Here is a 16,074-nt window from a genome sequence, read left to right as displayed (position 1 = left end):
GCTCGCGGAGCTCGTCGAGCACCTGCCCGGCCAGGCCGTCGAGGAGCGGGCCCTGCTGTGCCTGCGCACCTGGGACGCGACGCTGCGCGGAGAACCGGCCGCGGACACACTGGCCGTCGCCGCACGCGCCATGGGACTGAGCTACACCGACCCGGACTGGGGCTTCGAACTGCCGAGCGTGGCCGCGCTCGGCTACATGTACGCCGACGAATGCGACCGCGCGGAAGAACTGTTCAGCTCGGCCATCGCCGAGTGCGAGCAGGTCGGCTGGAGCGGCGCCCACCTCTCCTTCGGCTTCATGCTCCTCGGCCTGGTCCGGCTCCGGCGCGGGATGCTGGCCGAGGCGGAGGAGTGCGCGCGTGAGGGAGTGCGCCTGGCCGAGCGGGTGGGCGACCGGGTGCCCGCCCGGTGGTACGCCGTGGGACTGCTGCTGGACGTCCTGCTGTCCCGGGGCCGCCTGGAGGAGGCGCTCCGCGTCGCCAGGACGTACGACTTCGCGCCCCCCTACCTGAACGCGGTGGTCTTCCCGGACTCCCAGACGGTCTACGGGCGGCTGCTCCTCGCCCGCGGTCTGCGCAAGGAGGCCGAGGCCCAGCTCACCGCCGCCGGGGCACGGCTGGAGGCCAAGGGCATCCTCAACCCGACCTGGTGCCCCTGGGCGGGACACCTCGCCCTCGCCGTCGCCGAGGAGGACCCCCGCCGCGCCCGCGCCCTCACGGCGAAGATGCTGCACCGGGCGGAGCGCTACGGCACGCCCACCGCCGTCGGCGAGGCGCTGTCCTTCGGCGCGGCGGTGGCCGAGGAGGGGCAGGCGCTGCCCCTGCGGGAGCGCGCGGTGCAGGTACTGCGCCGGTCTCCCAGCCGGCACGCGTACGCCGAGGCCCTGATCGACCTCGGCGCGGAGCTCGGGCGCGGCGGCCACGACGACAGGGCGACCGGGCTCCTGTCCGAGGGCGTCGAGCTGGCGGACCGGTGCGGCGCCGGCCGTCTCGCCGAGCGGGGCCGCGCGGAGATGGCCGGGGCGGGACCGCGGCTCGACGGGAAACGCCCGCTGGCGCGGCGCGGAGCGAGCGCCGCGGAGACGGGCTGACGCCGAGAGGGGAAACGGGGGCTTCAGCGCGGGCGGCCCAGCCCGGCGTCGCGTGCCCGGATGATGGCCTGGCTGCGCTGGGTGAGGTGGAGCTTGGCGAGGATCGCCGAGATGTTGTTCGCCACGGTCTTGCCGGACAGGTGCAGGTGCCGGCCGATCTCGGCGTTGGACAGTCCGGCCGCGAGGTGGTCGAGGATGTCGCGTTCGCGTGAAGTGAGTTCCGGGAACGGGGAGTTCTGCGGCGGTGGCGATGCGAACCAGGTACGCAGTCGGCCGGCCAGTGCCGCGCCGAAGACCGGCTGTCCGGCGGCGGCGGCGTGGATGGCGGCGACGATGTCCGCTCCGTCGGCCCCCTTGACGAGGTAGCCGAGCGCGCCGGCCTGGACGGCGGCGAAGACTGTCGCGTCGTCCTCGAACATCGTCAGGACCAGCACGGCCGCGTGCGGCACCTGGGTCCGGATCTGCCGGGTGGCTTCGATGCCGTGCAGTCCGGGCAGTTGCAGGTCCATCACGATGACGTCGGGCTGCAGCTCGACAGCCTGGCGGACGGCTTCCCGGCCGTCGCCGGCCTCGCCGGCCACCTCGATGTCGCCGACGGTGTCGAGGACCGCTCGCATCCCCTGGCGTACCAGGGGATGGTCGTCGGCGAGCAGCACGCGGATCATGGCGTCTCCGGGAGCGGGAACCGGGCGGTGACGGCGCCGCCGCCGGGGCTGGGACCAGCCTGACAGCTTCCGCCCAGTTCCGCGGCGCGTTCGCGCATCGCGGTCACGCCGACGCCGGGCGGCCACGGACCGGCGGACGTACCGTCGTCATCCACCCGCAGCACCAACTCCCGGACGGAGGCGTCCAGATGTACGCGGCACTGCCGCCCGCCGCTGTGGCGCACCGCGTTCGTGATCGCCTCGACGGCGGTGCGGTAGGCGGCGACCTCGACCGCGGCGGGCAGGTCGGGCAGCTCGCCCGCCTCGATGGTGACCCGCAACGGCGAGCCCGCCGTGAGCCGGTCGGCCTGCGAGCGCAGTGCCCCGGCGAGCCCGAGGTCGTCCAGGGCGGGCGGGCGCAGCCCGTGCACGACCTTGCGCAGGTCCGCCAGCGCCTGGGCGGCGGCCTCGCGGGCCGTGACGATGTGGTGGTCGGCCGCGGGCGGGTCGGTCTCCAGCCGCGCGCGGGCCGCGTCGAGGGTGAGCCCGATGGCGGTGAGCGCCGGGCCGAGGCCGTCGTGCAGCTCGCGGCGCAGCCGCCGCCGCTCCTCCTCCCGCGCGGCGACCAGGCGCTGCTGCGACCGCAGCAGTTCGGCGGTCAGGGTCCGGGTGTGCAGCGCCGGACCGAGCTGACCGGCGATGTCGGAGAGCAGGCTGCGGTCGCGGTCGTCGAAGCCCTCCTCGCCGCGCCGGGCCGACGCCACCAGGAAGCCCTCGAGCCGGCCCTCGTACGTCAGAGGCCGGCGTTCCAACGGCTCGACCGGCGTGCCGTAGGAGGCGACCGGGGTTCCGTCGGCGCGCTCGACGGCCACGTACGGCAGCCGCAGCGCGGACGCCACCGCGTGGCCGAACGAGCCGAGCGCGTCGCCGCCCGGGACGGCGTTGAGCCGCTGCCCGAGGTCCCGCAGCGTCCGGTAGGGATCCTGCCGGCCGCCGTAGAAGAGGCGGTCCACCAGGCGTTGCGTGCGGTCGCGCAGCTGCACGAAGGACAGTGCCACGACCACCGCGGCGATCGGTGCCGCGACCTGCCGGGAGACCACTCGGGTGGCCAGCCCCGTCAGCACGGCGAAGCCGATGACCAGGGCGGCGGTGATCGCGCCGTAGACCAGGGAGCGGCGCAGGATCGTGTCGATCGACCACAGCCGGTAGCGCAGCACCGGAATGACCAGGGTCAGGACGAACACGACCGCGTCCACGGTGTTCGAGAGCGCCGGCAGCTGCCCGGTGACGGCCGGCGGGAACAGCACCAGCGCCACGATCACGCCGACCGCCCGCCACTTCAGCTGCTGGCGGGCGATGCCCTCGGCCCGGGCGAACCGGACCACGACACCGATGCCCGCGATCAGGCCGAGCACCACCACCACGGGTGCCAGGACGATCGCCGCATCGGCGATCCGGCCGACCGCGGTCCCGCCGGTGAGCGGGTGGGAGAGCCCGGTCGCGCCGCCCGCGACGTCACGCAGGGTCGTGCTGCCGAGCAGTCCGCCCACCATGACGAGCACGGTGCAGGTGATGATCGTCTTCTCGAGGATCGCGCCCCACCGACTGGCCGGTCGCCCGGACGGGAACCGGATGTTGACCAGACCCTGCACGGCGACCGGCGCGAAGGTGAAGGTCCCGGCGGTCAGCCCCCAGCGCGCCCAGGCGCCGGGGTCGCCGTCCAGGACGGCCGCGTACGCCGGTGGCAGGATCAGCACTTGGACGACGACCAGCACCGCCGCCCCGGCGAGCAGCCACCCGAACGGCAGATCCGGACGGCGGTCGATGAGCAGGGCGCCCGCCACCCCGTACGCGATCATCGTGACCAGCGGCTCCACCCAGACCGGGGACCTGGCGGAATCCGGCAGGGGCCGTCCCGCGGTCACCCACCACAGCAGGAATCCCACCCCGATGAGGGCGGCCGTCAGCGTCGCGGCCGCCCATCGGCTGCCGTCCCGGGTCCGGTGCATGCGCGGAGTGTCGATACGGCGAGTATTCCGGTCCGGTTCCGACGCGATCAACGGCCGCGCTTCCCGACTTGCCGGGAAATCTTCCCGGGCCGCCCGGGAACCGAGGCACCCCGCGCCGGACCCGACCGTACCGATCCGGGAAGACGAGCCCTGGGCCGGGGATCCCGGCGTGCCCGACGCTGATCCGGCAATCGCCGTATCCGGGAGCCGCCATGAGGACCATCCGCTGCACCGCCGCCATCGCGACCATCGTCATGTCGCTGCTCAACCTGCCGATCGCCCTCGATGACGGGGGCAACGGCATCCCCACCCCGGCCGCCTGGCTGATCAGCCTGCTCGGCATCGTCGGCATCGTCGCCGCGATCGCCCTGCTCCGCTCCGCCGCCTGGGCCACGCCCGCCGTGGTCACCGTCGGTGCGCTCAACCTGATCGGCGCGGTCGTCGCTCTCGTGCGGAGCTGGGACGGCGCCGTCATCGGCCTCGTACTGAGCGCCGCCGGCACCGGCCTGGCCCTCGCCCACGCCGTGGGCCGGCCGGCGAAGGCGCCGCAGGCGAGCTGACTCACCCTCACCTTCCACGGGACGGAGGTTCCACCATGCAGACCGATACCGGCACCCAGCCGACCCAGGCGGCTTCGCCGCAGCGCAAGCCCCTGAAAGACGTGCGAGGATTCTGGCGCGTCCTGCTCGCCGTCGTCGCCCCGCTGCCGATGACCGGCATGGGGCTCGGCCACATCCTCAGCCCCGTCGACGGGGGCTCGTCGTTCGAGGACACCGTGGCGGCCTACACCGGCCACCTCGACCAGGCCCGCGTCACGCAGTACCTCGGTGTCCCCTTCCTGATCCTGCTGGTTCCGGCGACGTTCGCCGTGATCTGGGTGTCCCGCCGGGGCGCGCCCCGGCTCACCACCGCCGGCGCGGTCCTGGCGCTCCTGGGGCAGCTGGCCGGCTTCCCGCTGAACCAGGGCGGAGACCTGCTGGCGTACACGACGGCGAAGAACGGCCTCGACGTGCCGACCGTGGCGGCGCTTCAGAAGCACCTGGAGGAGGACCCCCTGGCCCTGCTGGGCGGTCTGCTGTTCATCATCGGCATCGTCTTCGGCCTGCTGCTGCTCGGCCTCGCCCTGTGGCGCAGCGGCGCCGCGCCGGCGTGGACGGGCATCGCCCTGGCACTGGGCGGGTTCACCCACCCGTTCATGCCGGGGCACGTCGCGTCGGGCATCGGCCTGCTCGTCGCCGCGGTCGGCTTCGCCGGGGCCGGCGTCGCGCTCCTGCGCATGAGCAACGACGACTTCGACCGGGCACCCGGCCGCCCCGCCTGACAAGGTCCGCGGTCGGCGGGGTCGCCCGTCACCGGGGCGCCGGAATCGAGCGCCGGACCGCGGGCGGCGCGGCCGGGATCCGTTCCAGGACGCCGCCCGCGAAGACGTCGTACAACGGCAGCGTCTCCAGGTGGACGTAGCCGATGTGGCAGTCGCAGACGGCCAGCGGGCACGGGCGGGGACGCAGGGCCCGCCGGTAGGAGCCGTCGTACAGGTTGCCCAGCTCCGAGCGGACGAAGTGGCAGCGGCGCACCGTGCCCTCGCCGTCCACCGAGATGACCGACTCTCCCGTACGGCAGGGCAGGCCCGCGCTGCGGTGCGGGTGGCGGCTGTACGGGAAGAGCGGGTCCAGGGCGGTCCACCGGTCGGCCTCGGCGTCGGTGTAGGTGTGCCCCTCGGCGGCGTTGACCCACAGGTACACGTGGGCGGGGAGGTCGGCGCGCAGGCGGCGCGCGTGCTCCAGGTGCTCGGGGAGGCCGACGACGCCGACGCTGTGGCGGACACCGCGGGCGGCCAGGTCGTGGCACTTGGCCAGGAAGCGGTCGTACGGCGTCTGCCCGGGGTGGAAGGTGCACCACAGGGCGAGGGTGTCCGGATCGGCCTCGTCCAACCAGTTCGTACGGCAGCTGAGATTGGTCTGGATCGCCACCCGGCGGATGTGCGGCAGCCGGCTCAGCTCCGCGAGCGTACGCCGGTACCAGGAGCGCACCAGGCCCTCGCCCCACGGTGTGAACAGCAGGGAGAGCCGGTCGTCCCGCTGTTCGGCCGCCCAGGCGGCGAAACGCTCCAGCGCGGCGCGGTCCGCGGCCAGCTGGGCGTGGCTGTCCCGGCGCTTGGCGAAGGGGCAGTACGGGCAGTCGTAGTCGCACGACGCCAGCGGGCCGCGGTAGAGGATCGTCAGGTCCATACGGGTGCGGCCTCCGTCACTTCGGTTCGTACGCGGCCATGCGCTCGCGCACGGCGGCGGAGAACAACTCGGGGCCCAGCGCGTCGGAGTGGGCCAGTCCTTCGGGGGACAGCCGCAGCACCTCCGGACCGGCCGGGCCGTCCAGCCAGCCCCGGTCGCGGAACCGGTCCAGCTCGGCGGCGAAGTCGTCACCGGGCGCGGTGCCGAACCGGGCCCGGTAGTCCGCGACCGGCATGCCCTCGGCCTGCAGCAGTGACTGCAGCAGATGGCGGCGCCGGGCCTCGTCCCCGTCCATCTCCCAGCCGAAGTCGGCGTGGCGGAAGTCTTCGGTCGGACGGGCGGTGTACTCCTCGATGATCCCGCGTATGCGGTGCATGTCCACCGCGTAGTCGAAGGAGTAGTGCAGCCCGGAGGTGTACGAGCGGGCGCCGCAGCCGAGGCCGACCATGCCGTCGCTCTGGCACGCGTAGTCCTCCCCGCCGTCGGCGGGGGCGCCCGCACGGCGGAACATGCGCATCGACACCTGCTCGTAGCCCCGCGCGAGCAGGTGGTCGCGGCCGTGGCGGTACAGCCGCAGCCGGTGCTCGTCCCAAGCGGCCCCGTCCCCTTCGGTCTCGCCGGCCACCCGGCCGCGATGCCGGCCGAGACCGGTGAGCGGGCGCACGTAGAGGGGATAGAGGTACAGCTCCTCCGGTTGCCAGGCGAGGGCGGCGTCGAGGGAACGGCTCCAGGACTTCTCGGTCTGGCCCTCGATGCCGTAGATCAGGTCGATGTTGAGGACCGGGATGCCGGCGTCGCGGATCCGGGCGAGGGCCGCCTCGACGTCCGCCCGGCGCTGGGGGCGCACGGCCGTCCGTGCCTCGGCGTCGACGAAGCTCTGCACGCCCAGGCTCAGCCGCGTGGTGCCGCGGGCGGCCAGCACGGCCAGCCGGTCGGCGGTCGCCGTGGCGGGCGAGGCCTCCACCGACAGCGGGACCGCGGTCAGGTCGGCGCCCAGGCCGTGCTCGGCGAGATCGCACAGCCGCTCCAGCTCCGCGGCCTCCAGGAAGGTCGGAGTGCCGCCGCCGAACGCGGCGCCTGCGAACCGCGCCCCGTCGCCCAGCGCCTCGCGCACCGCGGCCGCCTGGCGTTCCAGTGCGTCCAGGTAGGCGGTGGTCAAACCGTCGGGCGCCCCGATCCGGGTGAATAGATTGCAGAAACCGCAGCGGACCTCGCAGAAGGGGATGTGGAAGTAGAGCGAGAGGGCGCCCTTCGGCTCGTTCGCCCACAGCTCGCGCAGCGACGCCTGCTCCCGGCGCAGCGGACGGTAGGCGGTCTTGTGCGGATACGCGTACACGTACTGCTGGTACGGGCGGACGGCGGGCGCGGCCGCCGTCTCGGCGATGGGCATGGGCGTGGGCGTGGTCATCGGGCCTCGTCGACGAAGAAGTGGGCGTAGGGCACGGTCCAGACGACGTCATGGCCGATGCGGTGGCCGCTGTAGCCGTCCTCGCCGTACGCGGTGCCGTGGTCGGAACAGACGACGGCGAAACACGGACGGCGGCTGCCGACGGCGGCCAGGAGCCGTCCCATGTGCCGGTCCACGTACTCCAGCGCCGCGGCGTGGGTGGCCCGCGTGTCGCCCGCCTCGCGGGTGGCCCCGGGCAGGTGGAACCAGTTGGGCTGGTGCAGGGCCGACACGTTCACGAAGAGGAACAGGCGCTGATCCCGGGGGAGTTCCGCAACGACCTTCTCCGCGCGGGCCACCTGTGCCTCGAAGGAGGTGGGGGAGGCCACTCCGAACTCCGGCTCCCAGTGGCTCTCCTGGAACATCCCGGGCAGGACGGAGCCCAACGGCCCCTGCTTGTTGAAGAAGCCCACGCCGCCGATGCAGACGGTGCGGTAGCCCACGGCGGCCAGACCCGATATCAGGTCGGGCGTGTCGTAGACGAAGGTGCCGCTCGCGGTGGTCTCACTGCCCGCGAAACGGGCGGCGAACAGCCGCGGATGCGGGCCCGGCTCGGCCGGTGTCGGCAGGAAGCCCGCGAACATCGCCTGGTGGGAGGCGTAGGTGAAGCTGCCGGGAGCGTGCCGGCGCTCCCAGACGCCGCCGGGCAGATGCCGGGCCAGGTTCGGGATGCGTCCGGCCGCCGCCAGCTCCTGCGCCACGTCGTGGCGCAGGGTGTCGAGCGTGACCAGCAGGAGGTCGTGGCTGCCCACGACCTCGTTCATGTCAAGCGGTGGTGTCATGGTGATGTTCCTGGTGCTCCTGATGTTCCGGGTGTTCCTGGCGCTTCGGGTGTTCTTCGTGTTCCGCTCGCCGTGCGGCGGCCGGTGCGGCGGCGACCTGCGCGGCGTAGGTGTCCAGGCCCTCGGCGCCGCTGCCGGGCAGGCCGGTCAGGCGGGGCAGCAGGTCCCCGAAGGCGTTCACCTCGCCGACGGCGAAGCGGCGCCATCCGGTGGCCGGCAGGATGTCCACGCCGACGCACAGCGTGCCCGGGAAGCACGCGGCCGCCCGCTCGGCCACGTCCAGCACGTCGGCGAAGCTGCCTCCGGCGTTCCGGATCGCCGTGCGCGCCGCCTCCAGGTCGCCGCGGGCGCCACCGAGGTGCAGGTTCGTCATGGGGTGCCGGCTGGTCCGTACCACGGCGTGTGTGGCGCGTCCCGCGACCACGACCACCCGCAGGTCGGCGGCCCGGCCGCCCTGCGAGGCCTTGGGCAGCCACCGCTCGACGTGGATCCCGTCCGGGACCAGGGCGTCGACCAGGGCGGCGACCTCGGTCTCCGAGGTGTAGTGGCGCACCCGGAGGGAGTTGTACAGACGGCCGTCGGCCGTGGTCTCCACGGAGGTCGTCGCCTTGACCCGGCCGGGTCCGGCCATCGCCAGGGCCACGACACCGGAGGCCGACGATCCGTGCGCCGGCTTCACGAACGCCCGCGGGACACGGGCGGCCCTCAGCCGCTCCCGGAGTCCGTCCCGCCCGTCCCAGGCGCCGACCGGCCCCGTCAGGGCCGGCGGGACCGGAACGCCCGCGGCGGCGAGCCGGGCATGGCAGCGCCGCTTGTCGAACATGATCGCGACCTCCTCCGGGTCGGCGGTCGTCACCGCGCCCGCACGGTGCGCCGCGGCGGTCACGTCCCGGACCGCGGCGGTGAAACGGCGGTGCCACAGAGCCGTTCCCTCGACCCGGGTGGGATCGTCGGTGTCGCGCAGCAGCCGGTCGACCTCGGCGTTCTCGCCGGGGGAGTCGATCCGCACCAACTCGCCCGGCTCGAAGGCGTACTGTCCGCGCAGCACATCCCGCCACGCGAGCACGCGGGGTGCCGCGTGGCCCGCCGCGCGCACGGCATCGGCGAACATCGTCGTCCGCCGGTTCTCGGGGTTGCCGACGACGGCGAACCGAAGGCCGGCGGCGGGCGCCGGGCTACTCGGAGACGGCGACATAGCGCCACTCCTCGTCCCGCCACCGGTGCGGAGCGCGGTGGTCCGACAGGTCCACCTCGGTCCCGGCGGAGCCGAAGGCCGTACGGATCCGGTCGGCCATGGAGTCGCTGAGGAAGTGGTGGTGCAGGTCCAGCCGTTCGAGATGGGTCAGCGGCTGACCGCCGAGCAGGGCTTCGGCACCGGTGTCGGTGAGAGTGCCCATGGACAGGCTCAGCGACTCCAACTGCGCCACGACCGGCGCCGAGGCGACCGCCGCCGCGATCTCGTCCTGCAACTCGCTGTCCTGGAGCCCGAGATGGCGCAGTGCCGGGAAGCGCCCATGGGCGAGCAGCGGTGCGAGATCGGCGACCGTCGCGTCGCCGCCGTACTGGGACACGCCGAGCCACAGTTCCAGATGCTCCAGAGCGGGCAGTTCGCAGGCGCCGAGGGCCCGCACCACCTGCCCGGGCAGGCCACCCGACTCGAACCGCAGCACGCGCAGCGCGTCGTGGCGCACCGGGCGCAGCGACAGGGGCTCCTCGCCGAGCCCCTGCGAGTCGCCGCCGCGGACGCCCAGCTCCTGAAGCAGAGGGAAGGCCTCCAGGACGGGGGTGACGTCGGTGAGCTGCAGCCAGGAGATCTCGCACTCCTCACCGGTGACGTCGGCGAGGAACAGGGCGCGCAGCGCGGGGAAGCGCTCCGCGTCGGCCAGGATCAGTTCCAGTGCCGGACGCAGGTGGCTGTACTCGTCGTCCCACCAGGGCCCGATGACCAGGGCCCGCACCTGCGTGCTCGGCACCCGGTCCGTGAAGCTCCGCCACAGCTCGGCGAACGGCACGTCCCAGGCGCAGTCCAGGCGCCAGGCCACGCCGTCCGCGGCGGGAAGGGGCCCTTCACCCTGCCCGGGCCGGGTGAGAAGGGGCTTTTCACGTGGCTCGGGCAAGGTGAAGACGGGCAGTCCGTGGAAGGTGTCGAAGTGACGGGCGAAAGTCATGACGGCCTCATTCCGCGACGGCGGTGAAGCGGTGGACGACGCCGTCGTCCTCCCACATCTCGCCGCGTTCCGACAGGTCGACCTCGACGCCGGACGGCTCCAGCGCCTCCCGGATCCGTTGGGCCACCGGCTCGGTGACGAAGTTGTGGCGGAGGTCGAGCCAGGCCAGATGAGTGAGCGGCTGGCCGCCGAGCAGCGCCGCCGCACCCTCGTCGGTGAGCACTCCGAGGGACAGGTCGAGCGACGTCAGCTGCGCCACGACCGGGGCCCCGGCGACGGCGGCGGCGATCTCGTCCTGGATCTCGCTGTTGCGCAGGCCGAGATGGCGCAGCGCCGGGAAGCGTCCCGCGGCCAGGAGCGGCGCGAGGTCGGCGAGCGTGGCGTCACCGCCGTACTCCTCCACGCCGAGCCACATCTCCAGGTACTTCAGCGCGGGCAGCTCGCTGGCGACGACACCGCGCACGACCTCACCGGGCAGGCCGCCGGCCTCGAAGCAGAGAGTGCGCAGGTGCTGGTGCCGGACCGCCGGGAAGCGCAGTCCGGTGCCGCCGCGGACCCCGAACTCCTCCAGCAGCGGATAGGCCTCGAGGACCGGCGTGACATCGGACTGCTCGATCCAGGAGATCTCCGCCTCCTCCTGCTCCAGGTCCCCGATGAACACCGCCCGAAGCGCTGTCAGCCGGTCACGGGCATCGACGAGGCGGCGCACGATGCCGCTGGAGTCGTTGTCGTACGGCTCCCCCCACTGACCCACGACGATCGCGCGGACGCCCGCGGGGTCCACGGAGTCGAGGAAGCGGTCCCACAGGTCACCGAACTCCTCGTGCGAGGAGTCCCTGTAAGGGTCGGCGGCCAGCCGCCAGGCCACGGCGCCCGCCTCCGGCAGCTCCCGCCGGGCCCCGGGACCGGGGAAGTCGAAGGCCGGGAGACCGTGCAGTTCCTGCAGATGCTCGACGTGGGACATGTCGCTGGCCTCCTGGGGTCCGAACGCGGTGCGTTGTTCGCGAAGAGTTGTACCAAGCCGCTCTGACATCGACGGCGACGGGCTGTGCGGGGCTCGTGGTCCGGGCGCGGTCCGGGAGCGTTGTCAGACCAATGCAGTTGCCTTAGCGCCGTGGCCCACGCGACACCCCGACCAGCGGGGTGTCGATCCTGATCTGCTTGGATGCGCGGATGACTGGCCAGACCGTGTCCTCGTGCCCTTGTGTGCTGTGCGATCCCGCTGCCTCGGCGACCCTCCGGGCTCGTCGGCAGCGGGAAAAGTATTGGTCCCGAGAGATGGCGAACGTCCGTGAGCATGGCTGGCACGTCGTGGGTATCGGCGGTGGGGACATCCCGGACTGGTCCTTCACCGTTGGCTTGTGGCATTCCTATCGGATCCCAGAGGTCGCCATGTTCGGTCTGGAGCTTCAAGGGCTGATGCACTGGGTCAATGCCGGGGCCGCCGAGCTGCGTGATGGGGCTGCGACAGAGCCCGGCACGCTGCTCTCAGGTGTCATCGAGGGGTACGAGATCCAGGTCCAATCGGTGGACGTCAGCTGGCACCGTCCTCTGCTGGGCACGGCCGTCGGCTTCTATCGCCAGGCCCCGGTCCCCGTCGTCCAGCTCGTCTGGCCCGACCGGGATCACCGCTGGCCGTCGGACGAGCAGGCCAGCCTGGGCTGCCGCGCGCAGCCCAGTTTGTGGCTTCCGGTCGACGAGCACCCGACCGGAGTCTGGACCGAGGAGGCAGCCGAGCAGTGAGCGGATGCGAGCCGACGGAGCGGGCGTAGGCGCCTACTGCGGTAACGGGGCTCGGGTTCCCCTGAGTACCGGTCTTCCGGCTCGGCGGTTGCTCTTCGGCTTCGTGGTCTGGTTGTGGGCCCAGCGGCCGGGCTGGACCGTGTCCCGTCTGGCCCGGGTCCTCAGCACCGGCCAGCGGTTCGGCTTCTTGATCGCGCGTGGGCAGTCCCGGCTGCGCCGGGTCGGCAGGAGGCGTGCACGCGCCTCCCACCCGGCCTCGGTGAAGGAGCGGGTGAGTTTGGTGGCGGTCGCTCCGAGCTGGGAAGGGATGCTGCGGCGGACGATGCGGACGCACTTCAGGTAGGAGACACGGTCGGTGTCCACGGCCGGTCGGGCAAGGGCGGCTGTGTGGGCGAACTGGCGGATCGCATGGTGGACGGCGAGGTAGGCCCACAGTTCCTGCCGGACGCCCTCCGGCGTCCGTGACCTGATCGGCCCGCCGGGGCCGAGGTGGTTCTTGATCTCGTCGAAGGCCAGCTCGATCTCCCAGCGTTCCCGGTAGAGCGCGACCAGCTCGGCGGCTGGGTACTGCTCGGGGTCCAGCAGTGTCGTGCCCAGGTAGGCGACCTTGTCGCCCCTGGCGAAGGTGATGACCCGGTAGATCACGTGCTTGGGCAGAGTTCGGCCCTCTCGCGCGGCTCGGAGCCGGACCTCCTTTCCCGGTCGCGCCATCGACAGGTACGAGCCGTCCGGAAGTTCTTCCTGGGCGGTGCCGAGGTGGTTGGACTGGAGCCTGACCAGCAGATCCGCGCCCGCCGCAGTGAAGACGTGAGCGAACTCGACCGACCAGAAGCCGCGGTCGGCGATGACCAGGTCGCCGGGGCCGGTGGAGCCGGCCAGTGGGTAGGCGAGGCTGCGTTCGCCGTCGCGGTAGCCGCCCAGGCGGGCATCGAGGACTCCGTGTGTTCCGATCTCGGCGAGGACTACCGCCCTGACCTGGGGGAACCCGAAGGGAACGCCGCCGGTGGTGGAGGGGCCGTCGAAGGTGTCGCCGTTGCTCGTCGAATCCGGGAGATCGAACTGGGTGCCGTCCAGGGCGAGGAGCCACAGCCCCCGCCACCACGCGCCGGGCGTGTCCGGGGTGGCGAGCGGGCCGGCCACCCGCCGGAACACGGTCTCCAGCACACGTCCTCGCCGAGGCGGGCGCGGGCCCGGCACAACGACGACCGGTTCACCCGCGCGAGAGCCCGGCTGCCCGGGATGCCGCTGGTCAGCACCCGCAGCACCTCCTCGTACGACTCCCGGGCGAACAGGCACAGGGCCAGGACGAAGTAGACGACCAGCCGAGCCGGCAGGAGGCGGCGCCGCCGCTCGGTACGGTCGTGCTTGGCTATCGCCGCATCCACCAGCTCAGCGGTGAACACCTTCGTCAGGATCCCGATCCGCACCCGCTGGCCCGCCCCCCACCCCGTCACACGCGGGGCAACGATCCCCGCAACTCAAAGGCAACTGCATTGGCGTTGTCAGACCCCCGGCGTAGCGTCGTGGACATCGGTCGGCGAGGCGCCGGCGGGGAAGGGAGACACGCATGTACCGGCAGGGGGATGTCCTGATCGTGCCCGTGGCGGAGGCGGCCGTGCCGCCGGGCACGGACCGGTTGCCGCGACAGCCGAGGGACGCGCGGGGGAGGCTCGTGCTGGCTCTCGGCGAGGTCACCGGACACGCCCACGCGGTGGTCGGGCCGGGAACGCTGGTCCGGGAGGCAGGGCCGTTCGGAGCCTCCTACCTCCATCTCCCGGACGGCGGACGGCTGGTGCACGAGGAACACGCGGCGATACCGCTGCCGAGGGGCTGGTACCGCGTGGTGCGGCAGCGGGAGTACGTGCCCGGCGCGGTGCGCGTCGTGGCGGACTGAGACGGCGACCTGAGACGGCGACCTGAGACTGCGGACTGAGACAGCGGGAGAGCGGAACGGTGACGACGCCGATGGAAACGGCACAGCTGGACACGACGGCGACGTGGCGCGAGGTGGCGGCGGCGACCGGCCCCGCGGACCGCGCGGCGGCCGAGGAGGGCGTACGCCTGGCCTACCGGCTGGCTGGGCTGCCCGAGCCGGAGCGCATCGTCTGGACGGGTTCACCCCGCGAGGGCGCGGAACTGGCCGTGCGGCTGACGGCGGAGGGCACGGCCGGCCGCAGCGTTCGCGACGAGGTGCGCACCCGGCCGTGGGCCGCCGCGCGCAAACGTGTCCTCGCCCGGCTCGGACCGGCCGGCTGGGCCGAGCACTGGGCCCTGACCGGCGCTCAGCTGTGGGACACCACGGTCGGTCTGACCGAGCGCATACGGACCGGCGTGGTCGAGGCCCTGACCACGGGGACGGAGGACGAACAGGCCGTACGGCTCGTGCTGCTCGACGCGGTCCTGGGCCAGCACGACGCGGCCTGGCTGGCGGCCTTCGACGGCCAGGACGGCGGGGACCCGCTCGCCGGGACCGCCGTGGTCGCCCGCACCGCGGGCTGGTGGTGGCCGTACGAGAAGACCGCGGTCGTCTCCGAACGCCCCGTGGAGCTGCACCGCGACGAGGCGGGCCGGCTCGACCGCGCGGACGGACCGGCGCTCGCCTTCCCCGACGGTTTCGCGCTGCACGCCTGGCGCGGCATGCCGGTCCCCGGCGAGTTCCTCGCCGAACTCGCCGGACTGACCCCGCGGCGGATACGCGAGGAGGAGAACGCCGAGCTGCGCCGCGTGATGCTGGAGCACTACGGCTACGACCGCTACTTGGAGGAGTCCGGCGCCCAGCCCGTGCAGCGCGACGAGGCGGGCGTGCTCTGGCGCATCGAACTGGAGGGGGACGAGCCGCTGGTGATGGTCGAGGTGGTCAACTCCACCCCGGAGCCCGACGGCACCCACCGCACGTACTGGCTGCGGGTGCCGCCGCGCACCCGGACCGCTCGCGAGGGCGTCGCCTGGACCTTCGGACTGGAGGAGGCCGACTACGTGCCGGAGAGGGAGACCTGAGCCGCTGCCGGCACGTCTGCGGCGATGTCCTCCGGGACGCTGCCGGTGCCCGGCAAGCAGTCCGGTCCCGTCCTGCCGGGCCGCGCCATGGAAGCCCGGCCGTCCGGTAGGCCATGCTGTCCGGATGGTTTCCGTCAGCCACACGGTGGTCGTCGAACCCGTTCCGCACGAGTGGCTCGTCGACGCCCTCGGAGTGGTCCGCGCCCTGGTGGAGGAGAGCCGGGCCGAGGGGCAGCGGTTCGTCCTGCCGGACGGACAGACGGTGCCGGACGTCCGGCTGATCCGGGGACGGCATCTGCGGCCCGGGGCGGTCTACGTCGTCTCGGAGGAAGGCGGCGAGGGAGAGGGAAAGGGCGCGGGTACCGGCGAGACGGCCCGGATCACGGTCAGGGAGTGGGACCGGCGCCGCGCCGTCCGGCTGGAGCTCGCCGTCGCAGAGGACGACGGGACCGTCGAACTGGACGCCGCCCTGAAGAGCCCCGACCGCCCGCGCCTGCTCGAGGTCGGCGGGCGGGCCCGGACCGGGGGAGTGCCGTTCGCGCTGTCGCACCTGAAAGGCCGCGCCCGCGTCCGGCTCGACGACTGGTGGACGGCGGCCGACACCGAACGCACCGTGTCCTCCGCCCCCGCCTCGGCCCGGCTGGACCACCGCTGGCTCCGCGCGGACGTGCGAGCCACGCCCCGCCCGAGGCGGGACGACGACCGATGGGACGTACGCGTCACCGTCTCCGTGCGCGGCCGCTCGTTCCTGCGCCCGCCGGCTGCCGTCGTCCTCGCCGCGGCCGGCCGTGGGATACGCCGGACCGTCGCCCGGACCCTGGACGACACGGCCGAGCACTGGAACAGGGCCGTACCACGACTCGTGGCCATGGACTCCGAGCGGCTGAGAGAGGCCCTCCTCACCAGTGCACGGCACCTGGACGGCGACGACGACGGACCATGACATACCGCCTGGGCCGGCGGGCG

15 protein-coding genes and 2 pseudogenes are annotated in these 16,074 nt (G+C 73.2%); 7 read left to right on the top strand and 10 right to left on the bottom strand.

What is annotated here, in order from left to right:
* Positions 1-1,090, top strand: a pseudogene (locus tag RH94_RS42655) (ATP-binding protein); the annotation flags it as partial.
* A gap of 23 nt (positions 1,091-1,113) precedes the next feature.
* Here the strand turns inward: RH94_RS42655 and RH94_RS07330 are convergent.
* Positions 1,114-1,755, bottom strand: a complete 642-nt coding sequence (locus tag RH94_RS07330) for a response regulator transcription factor (protein WP_199880891.1) — start codon at positions 1,753-1,755, stop codon at positions 1,114-1,116.
* Entirely contained in the window at positions 1,752-3,743 is a 1,992-nt protein-coding gene (locus RH94_RS07325; RefSeq protein ID WP_073946821.1) for a sensor histidine kinase, read from the bottom strand. Before RH94_RS07325 ends, RH94_RS07330 begins: the two co-directional genes overlap by 4 nt.
* A gap of 212 nt (positions 3,744-3,955) precedes the next feature.
* Here RH94_RS07325 and RH94_RS07320 point away from each other — a divergent pair, with 212 nt between their 5' ends.
* Positions 3,956-4,303: a hypothetical protein gene (locus RH94_RS07320; RefSeq protein WP_073946820.1), complete on the top strand. Its 348-nt coding sequence runs from the start codon at positions 3,956-3,958 to the stop codon at positions 4,301-4,303.
* Between the two features lie 35 nt (positions 4,304-4,338).
* Positions 4,339-5,064, top strand: a complete 726-nt coding sequence (locus RH94_RS07315; RefSeq protein WP_073946819.1) for a hypothetical protein — start codon at positions 4,339-4,341, stop codon at positions 5,062-5,064.
* A 28-nt stretch (positions 5,065-5,092) separates the two neighbouring features.
* Here the strand turns inward: RH94_RS07315 and RH94_RS07310 are convergent, their stop codons facing one another.
* The 6 genes from RH94_RS07310 to RH94_RS07285 are packed head-to-tail and all read right to left on the bottom strand — an operon-like array spanning position 5,093 to position 11,332.
* A complete protein-coding gene (locus tag RH94_RS07310; RefSeq protein ID WP_073946818.1) occupies positions 5,093-5,971 on the bottom strand; it encodes an STM4011 family radical SAM protein in 879 nt (292 codons plus the stop codon).
* Between the two features lie 16 nt (positions 5,972-5,987).
* Positions 5,988-7,379: an STM4012 family radical SAM protein gene (locus RH94_RS07305; RefSeq protein ID WP_073946817.1), complete on the bottom strand. Its 1,392-nt coding sequence runs from the start codon at positions 7,377-7,379 to the stop codon at positions 5,988-5,990.
* A complete protein-coding gene (locus RH94_RS07300) occupies positions 7,376-8,182 on the bottom strand; it encodes an STM4013/SEN3800 family hydrolase (RefSeq protein ID WP_073946816.1) in 807 nt (268 codons plus the stop codon). Before RH94_RS07300 ends, RH94_RS07305 begins: the two co-directional genes overlap by 4 nt.
* Position 8,183: 1 nt before the next feature.
* Positions 8,184-9,395 carry an STM4014 family protein gene (locus RH94_RS07295; protein WP_199880890.1) on the bottom strand — a complete coding sequence of 404 codons (1,212 nt, stop codon included), beginning with the start codon at positions 9,393-9,395 and terminating at the stop codon, positions 8,184-8,186.
* Positions 9,376-10,368: an STM4015 family protein gene (locus RH94_RS07290; protein ID WP_073946815.1), complete on the bottom strand. Its 993-nt coding sequence runs from the start codon at positions 10,366-10,368 to the stop codon at positions 9,376-9,378. Before RH94_RS07290 ends, RH94_RS07295 begins: the two co-directional genes overlap by 20 nt.
* A 7-nt stretch (positions 10,369-10,375) precedes the next feature.
* Positions 10,376-11,332 (bottom strand): STM4015 family protein, encoded by a 957-nt coding sequence (locus RH94_RS07285; RefSeq protein WP_073946814.1) that lies wholly within the window; start codon positions 11,330-11,332, stop codon positions 10,376-10,378.
* Between the two features lie 314 nt (positions 11,333-11,646).
* Here RH94_RS07285 and RH94_RS07280 point away from each other — a divergent pair, with 314 nt between their 5' ends.
* Positions 11,647-12,111 carry a DUF4262 domain-containing protein gene (locus tag RH94_RS07280; RefSeq protein ID WP_073946813.1) on the top strand — a complete coding sequence of 155 codons (465 nt, stop codon included), beginning with the start codon at positions 11,647-11,649 and terminating at the stop codon, positions 12,109-12,111.
* Positions 12,112-12,144: 33 nt separating this feature from the next.
* Here the strand turns inward: RH94_RS07280 and RH94_RS07275 are convergent, their stop codons facing one another.
* Both RH94_RS07275 and RH94_RS46590 read right to left on the bottom strand, forming a co-directional pair.
* Positions 12,145-13,275, bottom strand: a complete 1,131-nt coding sequence (locus tag RH94_RS07275) for an IS4 family transposase (RefSeq protein WP_158073034.1) — start codon at positions 13,273-13,275, stop codon at positions 12,145-12,147.
* A gap of 59 nt (positions 13,276-13,334) precedes the next feature.
* Positions 13,335-13,496, bottom strand: a pseudogene (locus tag RH94_RS46590) (transposase domain-containing protein); the annotation flags it as partial.
* 182 nt (positions 13,497-13,678) lie between these two features.
* Here RH94_RS46590 and RH94_RS07265 point away from each other — a divergent pair.
* The 3 genes from RH94_RS07265 to RH94_RS07255 all read left to right on the top strand — a co-directional run bounded on the left by RH94_RS07265 (position 13,679) and on the right by RH94_RS07255 (position 16,051).
* The gene (locus RH94_RS07265; RefSeq protein WP_073946810.1) at positions 13,679-14,005 is read left to right on the top strand and encodes a hypothetical protein; all 327 of its coding nucleotides are present in this window, start codon (positions 13,679-13,681) and stop codon (positions 14,003-14,005) included.
* 71 nt (positions 14,006-14,076) lie between these two features.
* Positions 14,077-15,108, top strand: coding sequence for a DUF6745 domain-containing protein (locus tag RH94_RS07260; protein WP_073946809.1), 1,032 nt, complete (start codon positions 14,077-14,079; stop codon positions 15,106-15,108).
* A 124-nt stretch (positions 15,109-15,232) separates the two neighbouring features.
* Positions 15,233-16,051: a hypothetical protein gene (locus RH94_RS07255; protein WP_073946808.1), complete on the top strand. Its 819-nt coding sequence runs from the start codon at positions 15,233-15,235 to the stop codon at positions 16,049-16,051.
* The last annotated feature ends 23 nt before the right edge of the window (positions 16,052-16,074 follow it).

It is taken from the genome of Streptomyces kebangsaanensis, assembly GCF_001906585.1.
Taxonomy (GTDB): Bacteria; Actinomycetota; Actinomycetes; order Streptomycetales; family Streptomycetaceae; genus Streptomyces; species Streptomyces kebangsaanensis.
The sequence above is the reverse complement of the archived record's forward strand: the minus strand, read 5'-3'. Positions and strand labels throughout refer to the sequence as shown.